The sequence below is a fragment of the Pontibacter actiniarum genome (assembly GCF_003585765.1).
Lineage (GTDB): Bacteria > Bacteroidota > Bacteroidia > Cytophagales > Hymenobacteraceae > Pontibacter > Pontibacter actiniarum.
Genome location: NZ_CP021235.1, coordinates 2846319 through 2867466, shown reverse-complemented (window position 1 = coordinate 2867466; position 21148 = coordinate 2846319). Strand labels below are relative to the sequence as shown.

The 21148-nt window shown below is 56.4% G+C and carries 18 protein-coding genes; 9 read left to right on the top strand and 9 right to left on the bottom strand.

What is annotated here, in order from left to right:
- The first annotated feature begins 139 nt into the window (after positions 1 to 139).
- Together CA264_RS12350 and CA264_RS12345 are read left to right on the top strand one after the other, a co-directional pair.
- Positions 140 to 673 carry an O-acetyl-ADP-ribose deacetylase gene (locus CA264_RS12350; protein ID WP_025607558.1) on the top strand — a complete coding sequence of 178 codons (534 nt, stop codon included), beginning with the start codon at positions 140 to 142 and terminating at the stop codon, positions 671 to 673.
- 197 nt (positions 674 to 870) lie between these two features.
- Positions 871 to 1296, top strand: a complete 426-nt coding sequence (locus CA264_RS12345; RefSeq protein WP_025607556.1) for a helix-turn-helix domain-containing protein — start codon at positions 871 to 873, stop codon at positions 1294 to 1296.
- Positions 1297 to 1469: 173 nt separating this feature from the next.
- Here CA264_RS12345 and CA264_RS12340 read toward each other — a convergent pair whose 3' ends face one another.
- The 4 genes from CA264_RS12340 to CA264_RS12325 form a co-directional block, all read right to left on the bottom strand.
- Positions 1470 to 2093, bottom strand: a complete 624-nt coding sequence (locus CA264_RS12340; RefSeq protein ID WP_025607554.1) for a hypothetical protein — start codon at positions 2091 to 2093, stop codon at positions 1470 to 1472.
- A gap of 156 nt (positions 2094 to 2249) precedes the next feature.
- A complete protein-coding gene (locus CA264_RS12335; RefSeq protein ID WP_025607551.1) occupies positions 2250 to 3053 on the bottom strand; it encodes a relaxase/mobilization nuclease domain-containing protein in 804 nt (267 codons plus the stop codon).
- The gene (locus CA264_RS12330) at positions 3028 to 3408 is read right to left on the bottom strand and encodes a plasmid mobilization protein (RefSeq protein WP_025607549.1); all 381 of its coding nucleotides are present in this window, start codon (positions 3406 to 3408) and stop codon (positions 3028 to 3030) included. The genes CA264_RS12335 and CA264_RS12330 overlap by 26 nt, the downstream gene beginning before the upstream one ends.
- Before the next feature lie 563 nt (positions 3409 to 3971).
- Positions 3972 to 7841, bottom strand: coding sequence for a phosphodiester glycosidase family protein (locus CA264_RS12325; RefSeq protein WP_025607548.1), 3870 nt, complete (start codon positions 7839 to 7841; stop codon positions 3972 to 3974).
- Positions 7842 to 8214: 373 nt separating this feature from the next.
- On the opposite strand from CA264_RS12325, the gene CA264_RS12320 reads away from it, so the two are divergent.
- Positions 8215 to 9264, top strand: coding sequence for an acyltransferase (locus CA264_RS12320; RefSeq protein WP_084196219.1), 1050 nt, complete (start codon positions 8215 to 8217; stop codon positions 9262 to 9264).
- Between the two features lie 151 nt (positions 9265 to 9415).
- Positions 9416 to 11335: a DNA primase gene (gene dnaG, locus CA264_RS12315; protein ID WP_025607544.1), complete on the top strand. Its 1920-nt coding sequence runs from the start codon at positions 9416 to 9418 to the stop codon at positions 11333 to 11335.
- A 1-nt stretch (position 11336) separates the two neighbouring features.
- On the opposite strand, the gene CA264_RS12310 is transcribed toward dnaG, so the two are convergent.
- Positions 11337 to 12272 carry a glycosyltransferase family 2 protein gene (locus tag CA264_RS12310; protein WP_025607543.1) on the bottom strand — a complete coding sequence of 312 codons (936 nt, stop codon included), beginning with the start codon at positions 12270 to 12272 and terminating at the stop codon, positions 11337 to 11339.
- A gap of 184 nt (positions 12273 to 12456) precedes the next feature.
- Here CA264_RS12310 and CA264_RS12305 point away from each other — a divergent pair, with 184 nt between their 5' ends.
- Positions 12457 to 13704: a bifunctional 3,4-dihydroxy-2-butanone-4-phosphate synthase/GTP cyclohydrolase II gene (locus tag CA264_RS12305; RefSeq protein ID WP_025607542.1), complete on the top strand. Its 1248-nt coding sequence runs from the start codon at positions 12457 to 12459 to the stop codon at positions 13702 to 13704.
- 214 nt (positions 13705 to 13918) lie between these two features.
- Positions 13919 to 14647, top strand: a complete 729-nt coding sequence (locus CA264_RS12300) for a hypothetical protein (RefSeq protein WP_025607540.1) — start codon at positions 13919 to 13921, stop codon at positions 14645 to 14647.
- Here the strand turns inward: CA264_RS12300 and CA264_RS12295 are convergent.
- Complete coding sequence (locus CA264_RS12295; protein WP_025607538.1) at positions 14600 to 15370, bottom strand: ABC transporter permease; 771 nt, start codon at positions 15368 to 15370, stop codon at positions 14600 to 14602. The two genes, CA264_RS12300 and CA264_RS12295, sit on opposite strands and share 48 nt — an antisense overlap.
- On the bottom strand, positions 15370 to 16269 hold the full coding sequence (locus CA264_RS12290) for an ABC transporter ATP-binding protein (protein WP_025607536.1): 900 nt from the start codon (positions 16267 to 16269) through the stop codon (positions 15370 to 15372). The genes CA264_RS12295 and CA264_RS12290 overlap by 1 nt, the downstream gene beginning before the upstream one ends.
- 347 nt (positions 16270 to 16616) lie before the next feature.
- Here CA264_RS12290 and CA264_RS12285 point away from each other — a divergent pair, with 347 nt between their 5' ends.
- The 3 genes from CA264_RS12285 to CA264_RS12275 all read left to right on the top strand — a co-directional run bounded on the left by CA264_RS12285 (position 16617) and on the right by CA264_RS12275 (position 19538).
- A complete protein-coding gene (locus tag CA264_RS12285; RefSeq protein WP_025607535.1) occupies positions 16617 to 17264 on the top strand; it encodes an HAD family hydrolase in 648 nt (215 codons plus the stop codon).
- Positions 17265 to 17266: 2 nt separating this feature from the next.
- Positions 17267 to 17851 carry a DUF3267 domain-containing protein gene (locus tag CA264_RS12280; protein ID WP_025607533.1) on the top strand — a complete coding sequence of 195 codons (585 nt, stop codon included), beginning with the start codon at positions 17267 to 17269 and terminating at the stop codon, positions 17849 to 17851.
- 199 nt (positions 17852 to 18050) lie between these two features.
- The gene (locus CA264_RS12275; protein ID WP_025607532.1) at positions 18051 to 19538 is read left to right on the top strand and encodes a S10 family peptidase; all 1488 of its coding nucleotides are present in this window, start codon (positions 18051 to 18053) and stop codon (positions 19536 to 19538) included.
- Positions 19539 to 19655: 117 nt separating this feature from the next.
- On the opposite strand, the gene CA264_RS12270 is transcribed toward CA264_RS12275, so the two are convergent.
- Both CA264_RS12270 and CA264_RS12265 read right to left on the bottom strand, forming a co-directional pair.
- On the bottom strand, positions 19656 to 20282 hold the full coding sequence (locus tag CA264_RS12270) for an SDR family oxidoreductase (RefSeq protein WP_025607530.1): 627 nt from the start codon (positions 20280 to 20282) through the stop codon (positions 19656 to 19658).
- A gap of 163 nt (positions 20283 to 20445) precedes the next feature.
- Entirely contained in the window at positions 20446 to 20964 is a 519-nt protein-coding gene (locus CA264_RS12265; protein WP_036776118.1) for a cupin domain-containing protein, read from the bottom strand.
- Between the last annotated feature and the right edge of the window lie 184 nt (positions 20965 to 21148).

Here is a 21148-nt window from a genome sequence, read left to right as displayed (position 1 = left end):
CTCTGCAAAGATACAAACAAAATATTCCTCTTGAAAAGGCAGAGCGTATACTGTGCAACAAGTTAGCGAAGGGATTAGTTTTAAATAGTGAAACTATGGCCTGGGCCACGCCACAGGCACAGCAGAAGCAACACGAACAATGGATAAGACAAGTATAAGAGTGCAGCAGGGAGATATAACGAAAGCAGCGGTGGAGGCAGTGGTTAACGCTGCCAACAGCAGCCTGTTAGGCGGTGGCGGTGTAGACGGGGCGATACATCGGGCCGGAGGGCCAGCCATTCTGGAGGAGTGCAAGCAGATCAGGGCCAGGCAAGGCGGCTGCCCCACCGGGGAGGCGGTGATCACCACAGGAGGAAAGTTGCCTGCCGCGTACGTGATCCATACGGTTGGGCCGGTATGGCAGGGCGGAAGCAAAGGTGAGCCGGAACTGCTGGCCAGCTGCTACCGCAACAGCTTAAGGCTTGCCGCGGAAAGGGGCCTGACAAGCATAGCCTTTCCCAATATCAGCACTGGCGTGTACGGCTACCCGAAAGACAAGGCCGCCAAGATAGCCGTGGAGGCGGTAAAACGATACCTGCAGGCGCATGAGACAAGTATAGCGCAGGTGGTGTTTGTCTGCTTTGATGATGAGAACTACCGCTTGTGTCGATCTCTTCTTGCAATCGACGCTTGATAGTTTAGGTAAAGAAGATACCGTTGGTAATATTGATAATAGCTTATATCTTTAGCAGCTTCTTTGCTGTTTGCCTAGGCTTACTACTGATCCAGACGACTCGCAGGGAAGTTTTTTTAAGTTTTAAACAGCTGATTTATTGTGAATTACACTCTTTTTAGATTGGGTAATTACAATAATATCAGTATATTGTATGTATGGAAACAGCAGTTAGAAAAAGACCCATACACCTGGGTGACCACGTAAGAAGAATGAGAACCGCTTTGGGAGTAAAGCAGGCTTCTCTTGCCAGTGAGTTGGGAACTACGCAGCAAAATATTTCCCGCATTGAACAGGAAGAGGAGATGGATAAAGCCACATTGGAGAGAATAGCCAAGGCCCTTGGCGTGACACCGGAAGCAATTGAGAACTTTACGGAAGAAGGCGCGATGTTTAACGTTCAGACATTGCATGACAATGCTTCAGGAAACCTTACTTCAGGAAATTTCAACAGTTATACTTTTAACCCCATAGATAAGATCGTCGAATTATACGACGCCTTGCTGAAAAGTGAGCGAGAGAAAAATGAGCTGCTGGAAAAACTGATGAGAGAAAAGGAGAGTAACAGCGCGAGTAGAGTCTGATATGTGGAGCTTCAAGCAAGCTACTGGTACAACTGTTAAGATCACTGTTACTCTTACTCTTACGACTATTGAGGCTGTGGACTTGTGGGTAACCCGACAGCGTTATCCATAAATCCACAGCTGTTTTTTGTCTGTGCCGCTACGAATGTGCAGGGCCAAATTGTCAGTCAAATTTAGCGGGAGGCAGGAAGCTTCTCTTTCCCATTCAAAAGCTGCTCTAGTTTCTGCGTAGCCTCCCTGGCCTCCTCTTGCTTGCGCTTCTCCAGTTCCTGTGCCTGCAGGATGGCCTGCTGCCTGGCCTCCAGACTTTCAACCAGCTGTCTTGTGCTGTCCGGGCTACGGGAATATGTGCTGTCCATCCAGCGGGTTATAGCCGGGTAGTAGAGCCGGGTCAGCCGGTACTTGAGGCTGCGTTCCTGCAGCAGGCTGTTTTCCCTGTAAAGGCTAAAGCAAAGACTGGCGGATACGGCCGTGAGAAGCAAAAGCACAAAGCCCCCTCCTATAAATCCCAGGGCGCTATCCTCAAGGTGATGGTGGTGTTTCACGGGCAACACCTTGGGTATTCCGGAGATGGTTTTGTGCAGCGCCTTGAGGTGGGCGTCTATCTTTAAAATAGGAAGCGCAGTGTGCTGCGTCCGGAGTAGCTGCTTGATTTCCTCGAAGCTGGCGGTGTAGTCGGGGATGTTGCAGGCAGGAGTCTTTATTTCCCGGTTCTCTACTTGCTTTAACCGCCTGTCCTGCAGCGCTAACAAGGCCTCTGCGTCCGTTAATCTTTCAGAGAGTTCTTCAGTTTCCATTTGCTTGTTCCTGTTAAAGTGTGACTGTTATACCGGAGGCAAAGCCTGATCTCTTCAAAGGGTGTTTGTGTGGCACCAGGCTGTTTGCCCCAAAATATCCTCCTGCCCGCCTTCCTAAAACCTGAAGAAGGGCTACGGCAGGTTGTAACCGTAATTTTATAATGAGCGCCTTTTGTGGCGGTGTGCCATACGCTTCCTGGAAGTCCTTTCCTTTGCCTGTGTCAACTGGAGCTGCAGGTTGCGCTCTAACTTACGGGCGATGTTGCCGTAGCTTAGCTTTGGGCTTATGCTTGATCCCTTCCAGCTGAGGTTTCCCATTTTAAAGCTAAGGCCCTGCACCTTGCCTGTGCCGCCTGCATACCGGCACCGCATCGTAATGCCCTTTCTTTGTAGCCCTGCCTGAAGCTCATCCCAGCTTTTGGCCTGGCTCAGGACCTGCTGGATGGCATCATGGAGCTGAAAGCGCACCTTGTCTACCCCTTTCAGGCGCTGGTGATCCCCCAGGTATTGGTTTTGAGGCATATGATAGCCATACTTCTGCCTCATTTCAGTGCATACTTTTACCGTGTGTGGCCACTGGCGCCAGTCGGGAATCACCTTACCTTGGTAACTGACCCTGTTGTAGAGAATGTGTATATGGGGGTGCTGCGTATCGCGATGCTCCACGATCAGGTACTGTGTGTCCTGGATCCGCATTTTTTCCATGTACTCTTTTGCCCGCGCCACCATTACCTGTGGTGTTAGCTTCTCCCTGTCAAGAGGGCTCCAGCTCAGGGAAACATGCCCTGCGACCCGCTGCAAGCCAGGTTTGAACCTGCACATCATTGCGAAATCACTTGCAATGGTCTGGCAACTGGCTGTCCTTACGCCGTCAGCTGCCAGGATCTGGGCGCCAGGTTTCTGCACAAGGTATTGCGCGCTCCTGGCGAAGCTTTTACTGATGAATGCCTTTCCGATCATCGCTGTTCAGGTATGATAGCAACTGATTGATTTTCTTTACTGTTTGGCGGCAGTTGTTTTGGAGCGATAGCAGCCCTTCCTGCGCAGCAAGCCCGGCTATCAGGTTCAGGTCATTGAACATGCCGGTAAGCTGACGCAGAACAGTCGCGTCCTCGGGTGAGAACTTGGGCGAAACCACTGCGGTTTTGGCCGCAGCACGGAGCCATTCGGCCGTTTTCATGCCTGCGCTTCTGGCTTTCCCGGTGATGAGGAGTTTTTCAGTAGTTGTCATGCGTACGGTTAGCATGCAGTTCTTGGGGTGCTTCTTTCGGCGCCTGGCTCTTTTGCCTTGCGGCACTGTTGTTTCTGTTTTCATGGGTTATAGGTTTAGGAATAACACTTGTCTGGGAGAGGGATTGAATTTAGGAGGAGGGGCCTTTTTTAAGGGAAGGGCGCCTGACGTATGGAAAAGAACCACTTTGGCTGGTTGCGGAGAGGCGACAGAGTTGCTTTCATGAGCTTCAAAGTTGGTGCAGCCCAATATGCATGATCAGCGCGTATGTTTTTCAGTAGTTCATAACAGCTACCAAAAAAAAATTTGCGTTTCGGCACAAGCCTGCTTCAGCTCTGCCTTATGGGTAGGGGCCTGTGTCACTGTGAGTGGAGGTAGACGCTTCACATCGGGCGCCTTCGCTTCGCATGGCAAAGCGGATCAAAAAGGCCTGTATGTTGGAAGGGTAAGTGGACTGCCAACTGCCCCTGCTTATACTTCCTTAGCCTAAACTGACGGCGCTTACACTAGCGCTCCAGTGATGGGTAGACTTATAAAAAGTCAGGCCCCTCCTTTGGTAAGGAGGAGCCTGAGATGCTTAATTCCGGTATTGCAGCGCTAGAGTTGTAAAGAGGCACCTTTCCATTACACCGCTCCACCGGCTGCTTTTACTCCTGCTGTTCAGCTGGCTGCAGTACATACTTGTAAAACCCGCCGCCTTTGTCCCAGCTGCAGAAGATGAGCGTATCGCCGTTGGCAGACACGCCCAGGCCCCGGGCCTCGGCGCCCTCTAACTCCGGCAGCTGCAGCGTCCACATCTTCTTGTTTTTTTCATCGCGGAAGTGGAACGTGGCGGGCACCACGCCGCTGGCCCGCACGGCTGTCCAGAGGGTGTTGCCCGGGCCAACTTCTATGGCGTTGCAGCCGGCAGCTGTGCTGGTGATGTTTTCCTGTTTTTTATACCTCGTGCCGTCTTCGCTGGTGTAGACCTGGATGTACGGACTCCCCGGGTTCGGGAAGTACAGCGTTTTACCGTCCGGTGCCATGGTAAACGTGCGGGCCAGGATGCGCTCGGGCAAGTTTAGCGTACGAACGAGGTCAAACTGGTGCGGCCGCTGTTCATTCTGCTTCAGCACATAGTTGGGATCCTCGCCGAAGAGCGACATAACGTAAATTTCCCCCTTGTCGTTTACACGCGGGGCCGTAATGGCGCGCCCGCCGTTTGGCACTTCCCAGGCCGCAATGCCCTGCCCGCTGGCGGCATCCACCTTGAGCAGGTGGCGGTTGCGCGCCAGCAGGATATTGCCGTCTGCGTCCACTCCGATGCCTCCAATCGTGCGCAGGTCGAAGGCTTCTCCGTTTACCGTAATCTGGCGCAGCGGCGAAAAGGGAGCATCGGTGCCGTCTGGCTTCTTGACATAGAGCGTGCCGTCGTAGCTGGCCAGCCACAGGTTGCCATGCTTGTCCCACCGGGCTCCGTAGCCGGCACCGGTTTCCTGCACCTTTCCGGCAAAGACGTAGTTCGGCGCGGGCACCTCCACAAAATCCTCCAGCGGCTCATTGCTTTTCATCAGCTGAAAAGGCTTGCCGGGGCCATAGGTGGTGTGTTTGCCGTCGGAGGTAATAATGCGGTGGTAGAAGGTAACCGGCTCGCCCTCGGCGGCATGCTGCAGGAGCGCGTACCACTCTTTTTCCTGTGGCTTTATACCAGGCACCCTGCCGGTGTTCTTGTGCCATAACAGGTTTTTAAAGTGCTCGTCGGATGCCAGTTGGTAGCTGTAGGACACAAAGTCCCCGTCCGGGTCGGTGGCTTTGTCCCAGCTGAGCCTGAAGAGCGCTTCGGTTTGGCGCACGGCGTACGCGTTCCGGCTGTTGTGCGAGCTAACGGCCACGGCAGCCGGAGCCTGGTTGGCAGCAGGGTACAGCTGCGCGCGCAGTTCCCCGTCCGGGTGCTTGTCTGTTTTGATGCTGACATAGTACGAGCCTACCGACAGCAGTTCCTTCTCATCGTCCTGTACCGCCATCCTGCCGCTGAAAGAGCCTTTGCGCCCATTTCTGGACTTTACCTTCAGGGCAAGCAGTGGCGCCCCCTGCTCTGTGTGGCGGCCGTGGTAAAGGGATACAGCACCTTGCTCTTTCAGCAGTTTCCCCTCCAGGCCGGTAAACTCGCCCGAGATGTACAGCTTGTCTCCGCGTACCTCCAAGGCTGCCGTGCCTGTTGCCGAGGCTCCCGGCGACAGTGCAGAGAAGATGCCTTTTGCCTCGCCAGTTACTGCGATGTCCCGCCGGATGAGGTGGCCGTTCACGCCCTCTATAACCGGTGGGAGGACTTTTTCATCAAACACTGCCATCTCTGCTGCACGCTCGGTGCCAATGTCGTAAGTCGTGTAAACGAGTGTGTCCTGCTCGTAAAAGATGTCCACCAGCGTCACGGTATTCACCGGCGTCTTGTCCAGCGTCAGCCAGGAGCGGGGGCCGGAGCCGGCAGCCCCGGCGTTCAGCAGCTCCAGTTTCCCGCGCTTACCCGGATAGTAGGCATGCTGGTGGCCGCTGATGTAGGTCTTTACCTTGTACTGCTCCAGGAGCTGCCGCAGCTTTTCCGGGTTGCTGAGCAGGTTGCCTTTGGAGTCGCGCTCCTGCGCCACGCTGTAGAGCGGCATGTGGCCGAGCACGAACCTGTACTTTGCCTGCCTTGCCTCCGGCAGGTTAAACTGCTCTGCCAGCCAACGCAGGTTTTCGTCGGTAATTTCCGGCGAGGAGGCCTCCCAGGAAACAAAGAACGCGTTGCCGTGGGTAAAGGAGTAGTAGTAGGGGAAGTGGCGCTTGTCGATGAACTGCAGCGAAGGCAGGTTCTTAGCGTCATTCCAGTAGCTGCCGGCGGCGTTTCGCTCCATGGCAAAAGAGCGAGAGCCATCGTGGTTGCCGAGCGTAAAGGCAAAGGGAATGCCAGCGGCACGTAGCGGCGCGGCGATATGGTCGTCGAAGCCCTGCCACATTTTGGTAAGCGTCTCCGTATCCGACACGCCCTGGCCGGCCACCATATCGCCGCCGCAGACTACCAGGTCTGGTTGCCAGATGCGCGGCAGCCGCTGAATAATGCTGTCTACCTGCCACTCATAGGTCGCAGCACCAAGGCCGGAGTTCAGATCGCTGATCACGGCCAGGCGCAGGTCTCCCCGGCGGGGCAGCTCCGGGAACTTTTCGATGCTTACCAGGCGCACGGCGTCTGCCACCGCCTTTTTTCCTTTGCCCTGGGCCAACAACTCCAGGTAATCGCCGGGGCCAAGTGTAAAATCTCCCAACACGTTCCAGCGGCCACTGGTGGCGTAGGTGTTCTGGTTTACCCGCAGGGTATCGGTTTTGCTGCCGCGGTGCAGCACGTACGGCACCTGGGCGGCATTGTGGCTGGTGTCCACCGTCCACCAGGTGGCCAGCTGGTACTTCCCTTTGGCTATACTTTTGAAATCATACCTGGCGCTGTTGTGGCTGTTGGCCGAGGCCTGCCGGGAGAGGGTGGAGCCGTAGTAGTTGGCGTGGTTGGTGTCTCGCCACAGCCCAAACTCAGTGTAGTTGGGGCTATCGGTGTCAATGTACGTTACCTGGCGCTTCGGGCTGCTCTCCCGCTGCGTCAGCACCAGTGCGTTGGCGTTCTTTCGGAGGCTGTGGCGGTTGCCGTTTGGCACATCTACCGGAATGTTCACAACCTCGTCTGCCGCGACCATGGCGGAGGAGCCGCCGCCGTCCAGGTTTACAGCCTCGCTGCATCCGAGTTCCCGCATCATGTGGGCCAGCTCCACGGTGGTTACGCCCGCGCTGGCACCCTGGCGACCGTCTACTACCAGCAGGAGCAGTGTGTGCTTATCCAGGTAGCCGATGGCGCTGCGCGGGTTGCGGCCGAGGTGAGCGGCGCCGAAGCCCTCCACGGTGCCCACATCCACTACCTTGCCTTGCTTTACCAGCACCGGCCCGCCGCCTACCGCCTGCCCCGGCAGCCACAGCTCACCGCCCCGCGTTGTCGGGGCCGGCTGCCCCGGCTGGGTGGGCTGGCTATACTTGTAGATCAGGTTGCCGATGGGGTTAGCGGTCCAGGCAATCTCCGGTTTGCCGTTCACGAGGCCAAAGGCCCCACGGGTAATGTTGTTGCCGCCGGACTTGCGGATGCCCGGCTCAATCAGATTCCCGTCAGAGATGTAGAGGCTTACGGACTTGGTCGGTGCGAAGTAGCCGCCGTTGATGGCCAGTATAGCGTTGTAGTCCTGGTAGTGCTCCAGGGTTGTTTGCCGGTTAGCGGGGTTGCCTACGGTCCGGAGCGACAGGTTTTCATCGCGCAGGTCCACGGTAGCGTACATGGCACGCACCGGGGCTCCGTCGGGTAAGCTGCCGTTGGCCTCGTGCACCCGCACCGAGGCCGGCAGGAGGATGTTCAGGTCCTGGCGCGGCTGCCAGGACAGGTTCAGCTGTTGGGCCTGTACTGCCTGCGTCCCCAGCACCAGGGCCAGCCAGGCTACTTTTTTTAAACGGGTAAATCTGTTTCGCATGGTTTGCCTTTGCTGCCACCGTGGCGGCAGTGTTACAAGTATGAATGTATGAGTCAGGGCGCACTTCCTGCTAAGCCTTAATGTGTTGACAGTCTAAAGATAGGAATTCTTTTATACTTGATGTTCTAACTTAGATGAGCTTGCCGGGATATTTTTATAGCTTTGTTCAGCAGGCCGTGCCAAATGCCGCTGCCTCGGGTTGCCAGCAAGGTTTTCGGAGGTGCCATGCGCGCAGGGGCAGTGCTGTACTTGGGGGCTCCGGCAGGAGAGCCAAACGGTAGGTGCAGCGCCGGGGGGAGCCATAAGGCGGCGCACCAGTGCCAACTCAGCGGCAGGTGTGAAAACAGCCTGTGTAGTGCCTTGAGCAATCGAAATGAAGCAACCATCACCAATGCCTATACCGGAAACGCTGCCAAAAGCGGGCATAGCGGAAAGGAACCACTCTCTGGACGTGCTGCGAACGCTGGCAATGCTGCTGGTGATACTCTTGCACGTGGCGGCCCCTTACGCGTCCGACGGGCTAGAAGACCGTGCCTTCGGCACAGGCTTTTGGGCGGGTAATGTGCTGAACTCCTTTGCAAGAGTGAGCGTACCGGTGTTTGTGCTCATCAGCGGGTCCTTTTTGCTGGGGAGAAGAGAGGCCTATGCCACCTTCTATCTAAACAGGGCTTCACGGATCCTCTGGCCGTTTGTGTTCTGGGTCGGGGCCTACAGCCTGTACGCGCTCTACTGCAGCTATGCGCTTACCGGCAGGTGGGCCGTTGCACCCGTGGCCGTAAAAGCGCTGACAGGAAAGCCGTTCTATCACCTGTGGTACCTCTACATGCTCCTCGGCCTGTACCTTGTAACGCCGGTCATAAGCAGGGCAATAGCGGGGCTGGCGCTGCGGGAAGTAAGTATGGCTGCCTGCTTTTTGCTGCTCTGCGGGTTTACCATAAATCTCTGGAACTTCTATGTTGGCAGCGGTTTTATTGTCCTTCTTTGGTTTACGGAGTACCTGGGCTATTACCTGATGGGCTATGTGCTGGCCCGTAGTGTGGCGAAGTATAGCCAGGTACTGCTGCTGCTGGTATACGTTCTCTTGTCGCTACTCACGGCACTGTTTGTGTACGCTACCCGAAGCATGTACTTCTATGAGTTTCTGTCGCCGCTGGTGCTGGTGGCCTCTCTGGCTCTCTTTAAGATGTTTTCGCAATTGCGTTTCGGCCCTAACCTGCTGGCTCGCCTGGCAAAACTGACGTTGGGTATCTACGTGGTACACGCCGGTGTTCTGGAGGCGTTTCAGAGGCTTGGCCAGAAGTACGCTTTGTCAACCGGTACGGCCCTGCTCGACATCCCGCTCAGGTTCTGCCTGGTGCTGCTTGTTTCTGTCCTCCTGGTGCAGGCTGTCAGCCGGGTGCCGGGGTTAAAGCGGGTTGTCTGAGGCTTGTTTTATATGGCACAGGAGAAGGGGAGGGCACAGAAGCCAGCGCGCTGCGCCCGGGAAGGCACCGGGTGTAAATTCACCTGTTTCCTGATGCGGTCGTTCGCACTATAACCTTTATCTTTGCCATCCGCTTATACTTTTTTTGCCCATGTCCCTTATCCCCAAAGAAGTAGTTGACCAGGTACTTGCCCAAGCCGATATAACGGAGGTGGTAGGAGATTTCGTGTCGCTTAAAAAGAAAGGGCAGAACATGTGGGCCTGCTGCCCCTTTCACCACGAAAAGTCCCCCTCGTTCTCGGTTTCGCCGGCCAAGGGTATTTACAAGTGCTTTGGCTGTGGCAAGGCGGGCAACTCGGTGCAGTTTATTATGGATGTGGAGGGAACCAGCTTCCCGGAAGCCATCAAGTACCTGGCCAAGAAGTATAGCATTGAGGTGCCCGAGGAGCAGCACGACCCCGAGTATGCCCGGGAGCAGAGCGAGCGCGACAGCCTTTTTATAGTCTCTGACTTTGCCGCCAAGCACTTCCAGCAGCGGCTGACCAGCCATGAGCAGGGGGCAATCGGGCAATCCTACTTAAAGCAGCGCGGCCTGAGCAGCAACACCATCCGCAAGTTTGAGCTGGGCTACAGCCTGGATGAGTGGACGGACCTGACGGACGCCGCCCTGAAAGTAGGGTACAAGCAAAAGTACCTGGAGGCGACGGGCCTGACGATAGCCAGGGAGGACGGCAAAAAGTATGACCGCTTCCGGGGCCGTGTCATGTTCCCGATCCACAACGTGTCCGGCCGGGTGGTGGGCTTCGGTGCCCGTACGCTCAAATCCAACGACAAGAAGAGCCCGAAATACCTCAACTCCCCGGAGTCGGACATCTACCACAAAAGCAACGTGCTCTACGGCCTATTTCAGGCAAAGCAGGCCATGCGCATGCAGGACATGTGCTATATGGTGGAGGGATACCTGGATGTGCTCTCGCTGCACCAGGGCGGTATTGAAAACGTGGTGGCCTCTTCCGGTACGTCGCTCACAGAGGGGCAAATCAAGCTGATTTCGCGCTATACCGAGAACATCACGGTGCTCTACGACGGGGATGCGGCAGGTATAAAAGCCTCCCTGCGCGGTATCGACCTCATCCTGGAGCTGGGCCTCAACGTGAACGTGGTGACCTTTCCGGCAGGGGAGGACCCGGATTCTTACATCCATAAGGTTGGCGACACGGCCTTTAAAACCTATATCAAGGAGCACTCCCAGGACTTTATCTCCTTTAAGACAAGCCTCTTTGCCGAGGAGGCGGCGGGCAACCCGGTTAAAAAAGCCGAGGCGATAAAAGAGGTCGTGGCCTCCATCTCGAAAATCCCGGATGCCATCAAGCGCACGGTGTTCTTCCAGAGCTGCAGCCTTATCTTCGATATCGATGAGCAGGTGCTTATATCCGAGTACAACAAAATGCACCTGCAGGGGCGGCAGCAGCAACCATCCGGCGGGCAGGCGCAGCACTACTCCGCGCCGGAACCCGCGCTCGAGCCAGAGCCGGAGAAGCCCGCCTCTGACACCGACGTCCTGAAAAGGTATGAGCGGGAAATTATCCGGATGATGATAAACTATGGGGCTAAGCCCGTGGATGAGCAGCAAACCGTGACGCAGTACATGCTGGAGCAGCTGGAGGATGTGGAGTTCGAGATCCCGATTTACGTGAAGCTCTACAACCTGATTCTGCGGCAGTTTAACCAGGGCTATGTGGTGAAGGGGGAGGACCTGGTGAACGACCCGGACGAGGAAATACGCTCGGAGGTGATCGAGCTGATCTCTAACCGCTACGACCTGAGCCACAACTGGGAAACGCACCAGATTTATGTGCCAAACGAGGAGGACCTGCTCATGTACGGCATTGAGCGTGCCATCCTGCGCCTCAAGCGCATGAAGGTGCAGATACTGCTGAAAGCCGAACTGGAGAAACTGCGCCTGGTCACCGACCCCGCCGAGCAGGACCGCCAGCTCAACTATATCCTCAGCCTCAAAACCTTTGAGAACCAGCTGGGCGAGATGCTGGGCATTGTGGTGAACAAGTAAGCTACTTTTTCTGAAGGAGACGCCTCAAGCTCCTTTTCACCCTGCTGAGCAGGAGCAGCGTTTTGGCTTTTACCTTTAGCTTACTGGTGGGGTGTAAGCGGACGGCCTTGTACCAGTGTTTAAAAAACTTGCCGGTAACAGGCTGCTCGGAGTACATAATGCCTTCGGCCTGTAGAAGGTGTATGGCTGCAAGCAGGTGGCGGCGCTCGGTTTCAGAGAGCTGCTTTATACCGCTCTTCTTTCTCCTTTCCATCGCATGCTCGATCGCTGTTAGCCGGTAGTCCCGGGAGCGCACAAAAGAATCAAAGCCCTGCGAAATCCCTCTGTCCCAAATGCGGTAGTAGTAGAGCGGCTCGTCCAGGTAAACCACCTCGCCCACCTCCTCCAGCTTGTAGTAAAGGTCTTTGTCTTCGGCTAACCTAAAGGCAGCGTCAAACCCGGCCGTGCGGTGGTAGGCGGCACTTTTGAAGGCGGCAAACGCAGATACCTTGTCTTCCTTTAAATCAGAATGGAGAATATGCCCTGCATGCTGCCTGACGCGCTGCGGCCTCAGGGCGCTGTCGCAGTAGTAGTAGCTGGTGTAAACCAGGCTGGCCTGGGGCTGCTTCAGGTGCTCCTGCATTACCTTGGCGACTGCCTCCGGGTGCAGGGCGTCATCCGGGTCACAGATGGCCATAACCTCTCCGCTCGCGTTTTCGGCAGCGGTTTTCTTGGCATGCCCCACGCCCATGTTCCGGGCAAGCGAAATGACGCGGTACTTTTCCCGGTGCTGCGAGGCGCTTATAAAGCTGCGGATCACCTCAAGCGAGTTATCGACGGAGGCATCATCCACAATAACAGCCTCCCAGTCGGGGTACGTTTGCGCCTCAATAGACTGAAGGGCAGTCGGTATAACGTCGGCATGGTTAAAGTTGGCAACGAGTAAGGAGCATTTCATAGGAACTGGGGCTGGTCTGTAAAGATAACCAATCACAGGCACATCGCGGGTGTCAACTAATCTCTCTTTAAAACTGTTATGCAATAAATAGCAGTTTTGCGGTATAAACTTTATAATTTTGCACCGCTTTACAAAAGATAAACAGCCCCGCTACCACGGGCAGTGTGGGCATAAAGTAAAAAGTATGGAAACCAATAAAACTGGTGATATAAGGCCGTTGGATAGCATCGAGGCCGCTATCGAAGATATACGCCAAGGCAAGGTTGTGATCGTGGTGGATGATGACGACCGCGAAAACGAGGGCGACTTTGTTTGTGCCGCCGAAAAAATCACGCCTGAGATCGTAAACTTTATGGCCACCCACGGCCGTGGCCTTATCTGCGCGCCCCTTACCGAGGAGCGTTGTGATGAGCTCGGGCTGGAGCTGATGGTGGGCCGCAACACCGCGTTGCACGCCACGCCGTTCACCGTGTCAGTGGATTTGATCGGGCACGGCTGTACCACGGGTATTTCCGCCTCCGACCGCGCCAAGACTATTTTTGCCTTGGTAGACCCCGCCACAGACCCGCACGCGCTGGGCAAGCCCGGCCACATCTTCCCGCTGAAGGCGAAGAAGGAAGGGGTGCTGCGCCGCGCCGGCCACACGGAAGCCTCCGTAGACCTGGCGCGCCTGGCAGGACTCGCCCCGGCCGGTGTACTGGTGGAGATTATGAATGAAGACGGCACGATGGCGCGCCTCCCGGACCTGGTGAAGGTGGCGGAGCGCTTTGACCTGAAGCTGATCTCTATAAAAGACCTGATTGCCTACCGCCTGAAGCAGGAGAGCCTGATAGACCGCGAAATAGTGGTGCAGATGCCAACTGACTTCGGGATCTTTGACCTGTATGCCTACACCCAGGTGAGCAACGGCGCCAAGCACCTGGCCCTGGTAAAGGGTACCTGGGAGGAGGACGAGCCGGTAATGGTTCGGGTACACTCCTCCTGCGTTACCGGCGACATCTTCGGGTCCTGCCGTTGCGACTGCGGCCCGCAGCTTCATGAGGCGATGCGCATGGTAGAGAAAGAGGGCAAGGGCGTTATTGTGTACATGAACCAGGAAGGCCGCGGAATCGGCCTGCTCAACAAGCTGAAGGCCTATAAACTGCAGGAGCAGGGGCTGGATACCGTAGAGGCGAACCTGGAGCTTGGCTTTGGCATGGATGAGCGCGACTACGGCGTGGGGGCGCAGATACTCCGCGACCTGGGCGTTACCAAGATGCGACTGATCTCCAATAACCCGCGCAAGCGCACCGGCCTGATGGGCTACGGGCTTGAGGTAGTGGAGCGCGTGCCGATTGAGGTGGTGCCTAACGAGCATAACCAGAAGTACCTGACAACCAAGCGCGACAAGCTGGGCCATGAGATACTAAAGAGCGCCACAATTACCAAATAAGCGCGCTTGAAACACACTTTAAAGACCTGCATAGGAGGCTGTTAGCCGCTTGTGCAGGTTTTTTTAGTCTTCAGGGGGAATAGTTAAGGCAAGCAGGCAACTTTTAAGGCTGAAAGTCATACAAATTATAGAGGCCTGTAGCAGGTGATGAAAGCTGCCCGTGCGGCTGAAATCTGGTGTTGGTTATTGTGTTACTTACAGCTCCCCCTATTCTATGAAAAACAAAACGACTACGCTGGCGTTTACCGCCGCTCTTGCATTTATTACCGCTATTTTGCCGCAAATGGCACAGGCCCAGTTCAGGTCTGCCATCGATGTTCAGGAATGGCCTTCGGGCAAAATCGTACTTGCCACAGGAGACACCATTTACGGCCCTGTTACCTTTCACCGCTCACAGGAAGTGATAAACGTGCAGAATGAGGACGGTTCCCTCAGCTCCTTCTCGCCTGTAAACGTGCAGTACTTTGTTGCCCAGGAGCAGCCTAGCGGCAGAGCCTATACGTTCCGCTCCCTGATGTGGGACATGGGGCGTGACTACTCAGACTTTAAGAAACCTACTTTTTTTGAGCAGCTGAACCAGGGGCCGCTCACCCTGATCATGCGCGAATCCTATGTGCATAAGGACTCCCGCGGCACATCGCCCTACTCTTCCCAAGGCTACCTGTACGACAGCAACTACTATGCGCCGGGCAGTGAATGGCTAAGCCAGATAAAGGAACTATACTACGTAATGCTGCCCGACGGTGAGATTGTGACGCTCCGGAATGTGCGCAAGGACCTGCACAAGCTTTTTGGCAAGAGGGCAAAGCAGATGAAAAAGTACGTGAAAGAGCACAAACTCAGCTATGAAAAGCCGCACCACGTGGTGGCTATCGTCAACTACTTTAACGCGCAGCTACAGGTCTCGGACCTTAAGCAGGTAGTAGCTCAGGAAGCAAAATAAACCGGCGTACCCGATGGATAGCAGGGCCGCCCACGGCAGAGAGAGCATTTCGGTGGGCGCGGTAAGCTGGTCCAGCACCTCCTGCGCCGGCATGGGCGTCAGGCTCTTGAAAACCTTGACAGGCATGTACTTGTCCACCGTATCGGGGAGGCGAAAGTGAATGAGCGGCTCCACCACCTGCGCGTAGGCAACGAAGGCGATGATAGCCAGGCCGCTTTTGCGGATGGCAAAGCCGAAGAGCATGGCCAGCGTCATGTACCCGACAGCCTGCACAAAGTAGTAGGAGAGGTGGTTGATCTGCCCGAAAACAGCGCCCAGGGTGTGCTGGCTGCCGTGCAGCAGGCCAAAGTAAAGGCCTAGCAAAAGCAGGAACACCGTGGCAAACAGACCCAGCCCCAGCACCACGTAAAACTTGGCAAGCACCAGCTCTACCCGCGTCAGGCCGTCTATCACCTGCTGGCGCAGCGTCCGGAAACTGTACTCATCCGACACCAGCACAATAAGCAGGATGCCGAAAAGCAGGTTGAAAAAGCTGGCGACATAGGCCAGTGTCTGCCAGAACCGGGGCAGGTCGTACATTCGGTTGCCCAGCTCCTGCCCGTTGATGCTGACGTTGCTGCTGGCGTAGAGAAGGAGAAGCATGAGGGCTACAAAAATCCCCAGTATAACCCACATGGTGCGGTAGGGCAGTAGTTTACAGAGTTCGATGCGGAGAAGGTTCATCAGGCTTGCTTTTTAATGATTTCCAGAAACTGTGCCTCCAGGCTTCTACGGCGCAGGGTAAGCTGCTGCAGTACGATACCGGCTTCAAACATGGCCTTGTTCACATCAGCGGGGCCGTACCCATCCTGCAGCGTCAGGAGCACCTGCCCGCGCTCCGCCTGCTGAAACGCCTCCACGAACGGCAGTTGCCGCAGCGCCTCAAGCACCTGCGGCACGTCACCGGCGCTGATCACGAGCTGGTCCTTGGCGGCAAGCACCGTGCTTACAGGGCCCTGGGCACGCAGCACGCCCTTTTGCAGCACGGCCACATGGGTGCATACTTTTTCCACCTCATCCAGCAAGTGGCTGGCAAGTATAACGGTTTTACCCTCGGCGGCAATCTTTAGGATAAGCTCCCGCACTTCGGCGATGCCTTCCGGGTCCAGGCCGTTCGTGGGCTCGTCCAGCACCAGCACCTCCGGGTCGTTTAGCAGCGAGGATGCCAGGGCCAGGCGCTGTTTCATCCCCAGCGAGAACCCTTTAAAAGTCGTGTGCATACGCTGGGAGAGGCCCACCAGGTGCAGTACCTCGGCAATGCGGCTGTGGCTGGCGCCTTTTATCTCGGCTACAATCTCCAGGTTGCGGCGGGCGGTGAGGTAGGGGTAGAAGTTCGGTGTCTCGAGCAGGGCGCCCACGCGCTTTTTGGTGGCAGGGGAGGCTGGCTGCCCGAACCAGGAAAAACTGCCTGAGGTCGGCCGGATCACATCAAGCACCATGCCCAGGGTGGTGGTCTTGCCGCTGCCGTTAGGGCCCAGCAAGCCGTAAATACTGCCTTTCTCCACCTGCAGCGAAAGCTTGTCTACGGCCTGTATGCTGCCGTACCGTTTGCTGAGCGTATGTATATCAAGTATAAGTGACACAAAGTTGGGCGTTACGTGGAGGCCCCCAGCGCGCTGCGGGAGCCTTAACAAATATAGCATTTTTGTGCTGCTTTCCTCCTGAAGCCCCTGATCTGATAAGCAGCGCGCTGGGGGCAGGCAGTAACATAGCCGGTAAAGCAGGCTACGTTTTGCACCTGTGGCATTCCGCGGCACCGGTTATACGTTGCCCTGCCGGGGCTGGAGGCACAACGTTTAGCGCCCCTTTTGTAAGGCGGGTTTTTACCTCCCGGCAATACCTGTTCCCTTTTTGCTTTTATAGGTGAGGTGCTTTCTCTAATTTGCGGGGAGGGCGGCAACTGTTCGCCCACATAACCAATTTGCAACACATGAACCCTACTACTTCTTACGATAGTCTTATTTTTGACCTGGATGGCACCCTCTGGGACTCTACCCAAACCATTGCCGATGCCTGGAACGCCGCCATCAACCAGTTCGACTTTGTAGACAACAACCTGACGCGCGAGGACATCCGCAACATTGCCGGCATGCCCTACGATGCCATTTACGAAAAACTTTTCCCGGGCCTGAGCACAGAGCAGCGGCAGGAGCTGCAGAAAACGGCCGCAGAGCTGGAGCTGGAGTACCTGTACAAACAGGGGGGCGAGCCCTATCCGCAGTTGCGGCAAACACTGGAGCTGCTACAGCCAAAGTATAAGCTGTGTATTGTGAGCAACTGCCAGAGCGGTTACATAGAGGCTTTCCTGCAGTACTTCGACCTGCAGTCTTACTTTACCGACATCGCCTGTTACGGCGACAAAAGCCTGTCGAAGGGCGAGAACATACGTGCCGTGGTGCAGCGCAACAACCTGCAGCGGCCTGTGTACATCGGCGACACCCAGGGCGACTATGATGCGAGCGTAAAGGCACAGGTGCCGTTTATACTGGCTGCCTACGGTTTTGGAGAAGTGCAGGCAGAGGTGCCGGCCATTGCCGCTCTGGCTGACCTGCAGGAGTTGGTGAGCACAACAGCGTAAGTATGGATGAGGCACAGTACGAGCAGACAGAGCTGACCGTTACGGCCGCGGCGGCTAACAAGCAGGCGCTGGCTTTCGTGCTCCCGATACTGGTGCTGTACATGGTGCCCTACTTTTTGCTGTGGCCGGAGCAGTTCAGCTGGCAGTTACTGGAGGGCTTTGTGCGTGCGCATGGTGTGGCAACGCTGTTTTACCCGCTCCTGATGCTGCTGGTTTTCATCCTGGGCGCGGTGGTGCACGAGCTGCTCCACGGCCTTACCTGGGCGGTGTTCTGCAAGCGCGGAGTAAAGGCTGTGACCTATGGCGTGCATTGGAGCTACCTGACGCCGTACTGCCATTGCCGGGAGGTGCTGCCGCTGCGCCCGTACATACTTGGCGGCCTTATGCCGGGGCTGGTGATGGGCCTGTTGCCGGCTTTGGCAGGCATGGCAACGGGCAAGCTGCTGTTGTTCCTGTTCGGGCTGCTCTTTACACTGGCTGCCTCCGGCGATCTGCTGGTGCTCTGGATGCTGCGCCATGCCAGGGCCTCTGACCTGGTGCAGGACCACCCGGAGAAGATTGGCTGCTATGTGTACCGGAGGAAGTAGGAGTACAGTGGGTTAACTGAGTGAGCTGCTTATTTCAAGAGGCTAATGCTGCCGCCCCTGCTATCCGGCAGGGTAGCCGGAGCGCCTCAGCTGACCACATGGTAAATAGAACTATCCTATTTTTTGTATATTGTGGATGAAGGCTGCAGCGCGTGCGTTCTGCAGTGTATTTTTGAATCCTACGTATATCCAATTGAACATGAGAAAGCTTCTGGCACTGGCCTTATTCCTGGCTGCTATTGTGCTTCCGGCAGCAGCGCAGCGCCGTACCATCAACCTTGACTCCACCGTCACGACCAAACACCAGGTAACGATAAAAGGGCAGAAGGTGCCGTACACTGCCACCACCGGCACCCAGCCCGTGTGGGGCGAAGACGGTAAAGCCGTTGCCGGCCTGTTTTACACATACTATGAGCGCTCAGACGTAAAAGACCGTGCGGCGCGGCCGCTCGTGATCTCCTTTAACGGTGGCCCCGGCTCCGCCTCGGTATGGATGCACATCGCCTACACCGGCCCCCGACTGCTGCAGATCGATGACGAAGGCTATCCGATCCAGCCCTACGGCATCCGCGAAAACCCGGAGTCTATCCTCGACATAGCCGACATTGTGTTCGTGAACCCGGTGAACACCGGCTATTCGCGAATGGCCGATGATGTGGATAAAGATAAAATGAAGGAGAAGTTCTTCGGTGTAAACGCCGACGTGAAGTACCTGGCCGAGTGGCTCAACACCTTTGTGACGCGCAAAGGCCGCTGGGCATCGCCCAAGTACCTGATCGGGGAGAGCTACGGAACCACCCGCGTATCGGGGCTGGCGCTGGAGCTGCAGAACTCCCAGTGGATGTACCTGAACGGGGTGATCCTGGTGTCGCCCACAGAGCTGGGCATTGAGCGCGAAGGGCCCGTGGAGGCTGCGCTGCGCCTGCCGTACTATGCCGCTACCGCCTGGTACCACCAAAAGCTGCCGCAGGACCTGCAGCAAAAAGACCTGACCGATGTGCTGCCGGAGGTGGAGGCCTTTACTGTAAACGAACTGATCCCGGCTATTGTGAAGGGCGGTTTCCTGGAAGGCTCGCAGAAGGAGGCGATTGCCGCAAAAATGGCGCGCTACTCCGGCCTTTCGGAAGAAAGCATCCAGCAGCACAACCTCGATGTGCCGCTCAACTTCTTCTGGAAGGAACTGCTCCGCCGGGAGAGCTTTACCGTAGGCCGCCTCGACTCCCGCTACAAAGGCATAGACCGCCAGGACGCCGGTGTGCGGCCTGACTTCAACGCGGAGCTGACGGCCTGGCTACACGCCTTTACACCGGCCATTAACCTTTACCTGCGCGATGAGCTGAAGTATAAAACCGACATCAAGTACAACATGTTTGGCCCGGTGCACCCCTGGAACAACGAGAACGATAACACCGGCGAGAACCTGCGCCAGGCCATGGCCCAGAACCCTTACCTGCACGTGATGGTGCAGTCTGGCTACTACGACGGCGCCTGCGATTACTTTAACGCCAAGTACAGCATGTGGCACCTGGACCCGAGCGGCCGCCTGAAAGACCGCCTGAGCTGGAAGGGCTACCGCAGCGGCCATATGATGTACCTGCGCAAGGAGGACCTGGTAATGGGGAACGAGGATATCCGGGAGTTTATCCGCGCTTCGTTGCCAAAGAAAGGCCAGCCGGCCATGTACTAATAACAGAAAAACCTTCACGTACCGTACTTCCGGATAAGAAGACACAGAGGCCTGAAAGCACAACCCCCGGCACACGTACGCATGCCGGGGGGTGTGCTTTTTTATGTTATGCTGTTGCTAGATTTGCTTCAGGGCCTCCTGTATCGGCGTGTTCCCGGTCAGGAGCTCAAAGGTCTTGTTCCTGGCGTTCTCCACCTCCAGCGACTTCACCAGCACGTGGGCTACATCGGCACGAGGTATCTTGGAGTCGCCGGCGCTGCTGAAGTGGTCTGCCGTTTTTACCTTACCCGTGGGGGCGTCGTTGCCTAAGTGGCCGGGGCGCACAATGGTGTAGGGTAAGCCGCTGTCCAGCAGGTGCTGGTCCGCCTTTGCCTTTGCCTCCAGGTACTCCTTTAGCTCCCCGCGCGGGTCGTCTACCCCGTAGGCGCTGAGCATCACGAAGTGCGACACGCCTGCTGCCTTGGCTGCGTCCACCAGCTTCTCAGCGCCTTTCTGGTCCACGCCCTCTACGTTCTTGCCTTTGGAGCCCGCTGCAAAAATAACGGCGTCCATCCCTTTCGTTGTTTCCGAAACATCCCCCTCGAGGTTAGCGACGACAACGTGGTCAGCCCCGAGCTTTTTCATTTCGGCTGCCTGCTCCTCCTTGCGAATCATGGCATAGGACTCATGCTTATCGGTCTCAGAAAGAAGCTCTACAATTTGTTTTCCGGTAGTGCCGTGTGCACCGGCTATCAGTATCTTCATGTTAATAGTTTAGCGTTAAAAATTACTTCCTGCACACACCCGTGGAGCGTGGGCAGGAAGTTTCCCTGTGGAGCAGTTTGGTAATTGCTCTACTATTGTAACGCCTCAGTGCCGGATATGTTTAGCACCCGTAAAGTGGTGGGGCGGCAGGTGCGGGGTGGCCTCAGGAGTGGCGCCAGTGCTGCAGCAGGGGCCCTTGCTTGCCGGCCACGGGGTCCGTTTCGGGAAGCGGTACCTGCGCAATGTTCTTCTTTTTTTCCTCCGGGTCGTCCTTCTCGGTGCACACGTCATAGTGCTCCTGCCCGGCGGGGTAAGCGCCCACTACTTTAAAGTCATCGGAGGCCGACTTCAGGCAGTGGCCTGTTCCTGCGGGTAACACGAGCATGTCGCCGGCCTGCACCTGCACCTCATCAGCGCCGGGGCCGCCTAACAGGAGCGTGGCGGCGCCGGAAGCCACGCCCAGCACCTCGTGCGACCTGCTGTGGTAGTGGTGGTAGCCGAACACGCCGTTTACCCAGCTGCCGCGCCAGTTATGCTGTGCGAAGGCTTCCTTAAATCGGTCTGCCAGGTTGTGGTGGCCTGGGAACACCTGCTGATACACCAGCACGGGGAGGCGCTGGTTGTTCGGGATTTTGCCGTGCGGCTGGAGGAGGTGCGGGGTGGTATTTATACTTTGTGCCATAGAGGTTTATACCGGATGAGTTCCTAATACGTTTGGCCTGTACAGGAGATAGGTTTGCAGGAGCCTGTATGTACGCCACTGGTCGGCTGGTGCTGGTCTTAGCGCACGATTGCGCTTTGGCTAAGCAACTGGTACCGAATAGCTAGACCTCCTTTTTACTCTTGCCGCGGTGCCATTTTCCCAC